Source organism: Yoonia vestfoldensis DSM 16212 (assembly GCF_000382265.1).
GTDB classification, from domain to species: Bacteria; Pseudomonadota; Alphaproteobacteria; order Rhodobacterales; family Rhodobacteraceae; genus Yoonia; species Yoonia vestfoldensis.
In genome coordinates, this window is record NZ_KB908013.1 from 1 (window position 1) to 3,513 (window position 3,513).

At 60.2% G+C, this 3,513-nt stretch carries 6 protein-coding genes; 1 reads left to right on the forward strand and 5 read right to left on the reverse strand.

Translation table 11 applies throughout. The annotated features are described in order from the left end of the window. Positions 1–164: 164 nt before the first annotated feature. From H147_RS0119060 to rpsJ, 4 genes are read right to left on the reverse strand one after another with little or no spacing between them, the layout of a single operon-like run. Entirely contained in the window at positions 165–461 is a 297-nt protein-coding gene (locus tag H147_RS0119060; RefSeq protein ID WP_019956976.1) for a 50S ribosomal protein L23, read from the reverse strand. Then, positions 458–1,078, reverse strand: coding sequence for a 50S ribosomal protein L4 (rplD, locus tag H147_RS0119065; RefSeq protein WP_019956977.1), 621 nt, complete (start codon positions 1,076–1,078; stop codon positions 458–460). The genes H147_RS0119060 and rplD overlap by 4 nt, the downstream gene beginning before the upstream one ends. Then, a complete protein-coding gene (gene rplC / locus H147_RS0119070; protein ID WP_019956978.1) occupies positions 1,068–1,925 on the reverse strand; it encodes a 50S ribosomal protein L3 in 858 nt (285 codons plus the stop codon). The genes rplD and rplC overlap by 11 nt, the downstream gene beginning before the upstream one ends. Positions 1,926–1,937: 12 nt before the next feature. Beyond that, positions 1,938–2,249, reverse strand: a complete 312-nt coding sequence (gene rpsJ, locus H147_RS0119075; RefSeq protein ID WP_007206605.1) for a 30S ribosomal protein S10 — start codon at positions 2,247–2,249, stop codon at positions 1,938–1,940. A gap of 271 nt (positions 2,250–2,520) precedes the next feature. On the opposite strand from rpsJ, the gene H147_RS0119080 reads away from it, so the two are divergent. Continuing rightward, complete coding sequence (locus H147_RS0119080; RefSeq protein WP_026352704.1) at positions 2,521–3,261, forward strand: YoaK family protein; 741 nt, start codon at positions 2,521–2,523, stop codon at positions 3,259–3,261. A 75-nt stretch (positions 3,262–3,336) separates the two neighbouring features. Here H147_RS0119080 and H147_RS20760 read toward each other — a convergent pair. Continuing rightward, on the reverse strand, positions 3,337–3,513 hold a 177-nt coding region (locus tag H147_RS20760; RefSeq protein WP_446001677.1), incomplete at its 5' end, for an EF-Tu C-terminal domain-related protein.

The window sequence follows — 3,513 nt, forward strand, 5'->3', positions numbered from 1 at the left end:
CCCAGCTGATTCAAGCCGGGGTAAGGTTGCACATGGGTCAATTCTCGATGACAATTTCTGCTGCTGCCGGGTCAGTTCTCAGTGACAATCAACAAGCGGTTTCAGAAACAAAAAAGCCCCCGGTTCTCACCGGAGGCTTTTTAAGGATTGTTGGCAACCTAATCTTACAGGCCAGTCGACACGTCGATTGTGTTGCCTGGCTCCAGTGTCACATAGGCCTTTTTCACGTCCTTGCGGGTACCCAGTGCACCGCGGAAACGCTTGACTTTGCCTTTGGTGATCGTCGTGTTCACGGCCTTGACCTTCACACCGAACAGCGCCTCGACGGCCTGTTTGATCTGGGGTTTGTTGGCGTCGATCGCGACTTCGAAAACGACGGCGTTGGCTTCGGAAGCCATCGTCGCTTTTTCGGTTATGATCGGCTTGCGGATCACGTCGTAATGTTCGGCTTTCACGCTCATGACAAACGAGCCTCCAGTGCTGCGACACCCGCCTTGGTCAGGACAAGCGTGTCCGACTTCAGGATGTCGTAAACGTTGGCACCCATGGATGGGAGAACGTTAATGGTTTCGATGTTGGCAGCAGCGCGGGCGAAGTTTTCGTTCACTTCGGCCCCGTCGATGATCAGCGCGCGCTTCCAACCCAGGGACCCGACCATTTTGGCCAGTGCCGAGGTTTTCGCGTCTTTCACATCGATGCTGTCCACGATGACCAGCTCGCCCGCCGCCACTTTCGCGGACAGCGCATGCTTGAGCCCCAGCTTGCGGAACTTCTTGGTCAGCTCGTGCGCGTGGCTGCGCGGGGTCGGGCCCTTGTAGGTACCACCGTGCCGGAAGATCGGCGCGCCTTTGGAACCGTGACGTGCGCCGCCGGTGCCTTTCTGGCGATAGATCTTCTTGGTGGAATAGGACACTTCCGACCGGCCCAGCACGTCGTGTGTACCTGCCATGGCCTTGTTGCGCTGCCAGCGAACGACGCGGTGCAGGATGTCCTTGCGTGGCTCCAGCCCGAAGATCGCGTCGTTCAATTCGACGGAACCGGCTTTTGCGCCTTCCAGATTGATTGCATCAGCCTTCATTTTTATCACCCTCTGTCGTATCGGCATCAGCCGGGGCTTCGTTTGCGGCTTCGGCTTCAGCAGCTTCCAGCGCGGCCTGTTCTGCCTCGGCAGCGGCCTTTGCGGCGGCAGCTTCTTCAGCGGCGGCGGCGGCGGCAGCTTCTTCGGCAATGCGCTTGGCTTCTTCATCCAGCGACTTCAGGCCGGCGGGGTAGATCACGTTTTCTGGGGTCGGTTTCTTGACCGCATCCTTCAACGTTACCCAGCCACCCTTGGAGCCGGGAACCGCGCCTTTGACCATGATCAGCCCACGGTCGGCATCGGTGCGCACGACTTGCAGGTTCTGGGTCGTCACGCGGGCAGAGCCCATATGGCCGGCCATTTTCTTGCCTTTGAACACCTTGCCCGGATCCTGACACTGGCCAGTGGAACCGTGCGACCGGTGGCTGACCGACACGCCGTGCGATGCACGCAGACCGCCAAAGTTGTGCCGCTTCATCGCACCGGCAAAACCTTTACCGATGGATGTGCCGGACACGTCCACATATTGACCTTCGAAATAATGGTTCGCGGTGATGGTCTCACCGACGTTGATCATGTTCTCGGGGGCGACGCGGAATTCGGCAACCTTGCGCTTTGGTTCGACCTTAGCAGCGGCGAAATGGCCACGCATGGCCTGGCTCGTGCGCTTGGCCTTGGCAGCACCGGCACCCAGCTGGACAGCGACATAGCCGTCTTTTTCAGCGGTGCGCTGCGCGACAACCTGCAGGTTTTCCAGCGAAAGAACAGTGACAGGGATCTGACGGCCGTCTTCCATGAACAGCCGGGTCATGCCCAGCTTTTTCGCGATAAGTCCTGTACGGAGCATCTGAAACCCTCCTTACACGGAAATCTGGACGTCGACGCCAGCAGCCAGGTCGAGCTTCATCAGCGCGTCCACGGTTTGCGGTGTCGGGTCGACGATGTCGAGGAGGCGCTTGTGCGTGCGGATCTCGAACTGGTCGCGGGATTTCTTGTCGATGTGCGGGCCGCGCAGAACAGTGAACTTTTCGATCTTGTTCGGCAATGGGATTGGGCCGCGCACAGAAGCGCCTGTGCGCTTGGCTGTGCTGACGATTTCAGCTGTGCTCGCGTCGAGCACCCGGAAATCAAACGCCTTGAGGCGGATACGGATGGTTTGGCTACCTGCCATTTCATCACCCTTTTTAATAGGGTCCAGATCGGAGAGGAGGATCATGGCTCATCCAGAACCCTCATCGCGTCTTTTCGTCCAACGTAAAAAGGGCACGCATGGCGTACCCTTGTCGGATTGGGGCCGTATAGGGGGTTGCGCCCAAGCTGGCAAGGGCTGATTGCACAGAAAAAGGGTATTCTGGGACTCTTGCTTTCGCGCGTCTTTGGTGGTGCAGTTTGGCAGCCTTAGCGCCGCTGCGCCGGACAGGCGCAGCACGAAAGGTGCCCCGATGCCCACCAACCTGTCCCGCCACCTGACGGGGTCCACCCGCACCGATCAGGGCAACCGGGGGCTGGGCTATCTTTTGGCCTTTGTCGCCGGTGCGGTCAATGCCGGCGGCTTTCTGGCCGTGCAGCAATACACCTCGCATATGACCGGTATCGTGTCAGAGACCGCTGATCTGCTGGCGCTGGGCCAATACCGGATCGCGGCCTTCGGCGTGGCCTGTCTGGCTACCTTCATCGGTGGTGCGGCCTGCACGGCGTTTCTGGTGAATTATGCCCGCAGCCGCCAGCTGCAAAGCGAATATGCGATTCCCCTTCTGCTGGAGGCGACATTGCTGATGGCCTTCGGAATTCTGGGCGCGCGGATCGGCGAGGTCGAAGGGGGATTCGTGACGCTGACGATCCTGCTGTTGTGTTTCGTCATGGGGTTGCAGAATGCGGTGATCACCAAGATTTCCGGCGCCGTGATCCGCACAACACATGTGACCGGCATCGCGACCGACCTGGGAATCGATCTGGGGCGGATGCTGTTTCGCAAGACCAGCGCCGGACCGGATGCCGTGGCACAGGCGGTGCGGATGCCAATGCTGGCGATCCTGCTGTTGTCTTTCTTCGTGGGCGGGCTGGCTGGCGCGTTGGGGTTCCAGTGGCTCGGCTTTGCGGCGACCTTGCCGCTGGCCTGCGCACTGATCGCTGCAGCCATCGTGCCGGTCTATGACGACATCGTCGCCCGCATCCGCCGGTAGCGCAGCAAAAAGGCCGCCCTTTTGGGGCGGCCTTTTGTTTGGTGTCAGGCGGGGCGAGCCCTGCCCTGGCGGTTCTTAAAGCAGGATCTTCGACACGACGCCGGCGCCGACAGTGCGGCCGCCTTCGCGGATGGCGAAGCGCAGGCCGTCTTCCATCGCGATCGGTGCGATCAGCTCGACTTCGAACTTCAGGTTGTCGCCCGGCATCACCATTTCGGTGCCTTCAGGCAGCACAACCGTGCCGGTCACGTC

Coding starts and splice junctions, on each gene's coding strand:
- H147_RS0119060 (WP_019956976.1), bottom strand. CDS start 461: ATGAGCGTGAAAGCCGAACATTACGACGTGATCCGCAAGCCGATCATA.
- rplD (WP_019956977.1), bottom strand. CDS start 1,078: ATGAAGGCTGATGCAATCAATCTGGAAGGCGCAAAAGCCGGTTCCGTC.
- rplC (WP_019956978.1), bottom strand. CDS start 1,925: ATGCTCCGTACAGGACTTATCGCGAAAAAGCTGGGCATGACCCGGCTG.
- rpsJ (WP_007206605.1), bottom strand. CDS start 2,249: ATGGCAGGTAGCCAAACCATCCGTATCCGCCTCAAGGCGTTTGATTTC.
- H147_RS0119080 (WP_026352704.1), top strand. CDS start 2,521: ATGCCCACCAACCTGTCCCGCCACCTGACGGGGTCCACCCGCACCGAT.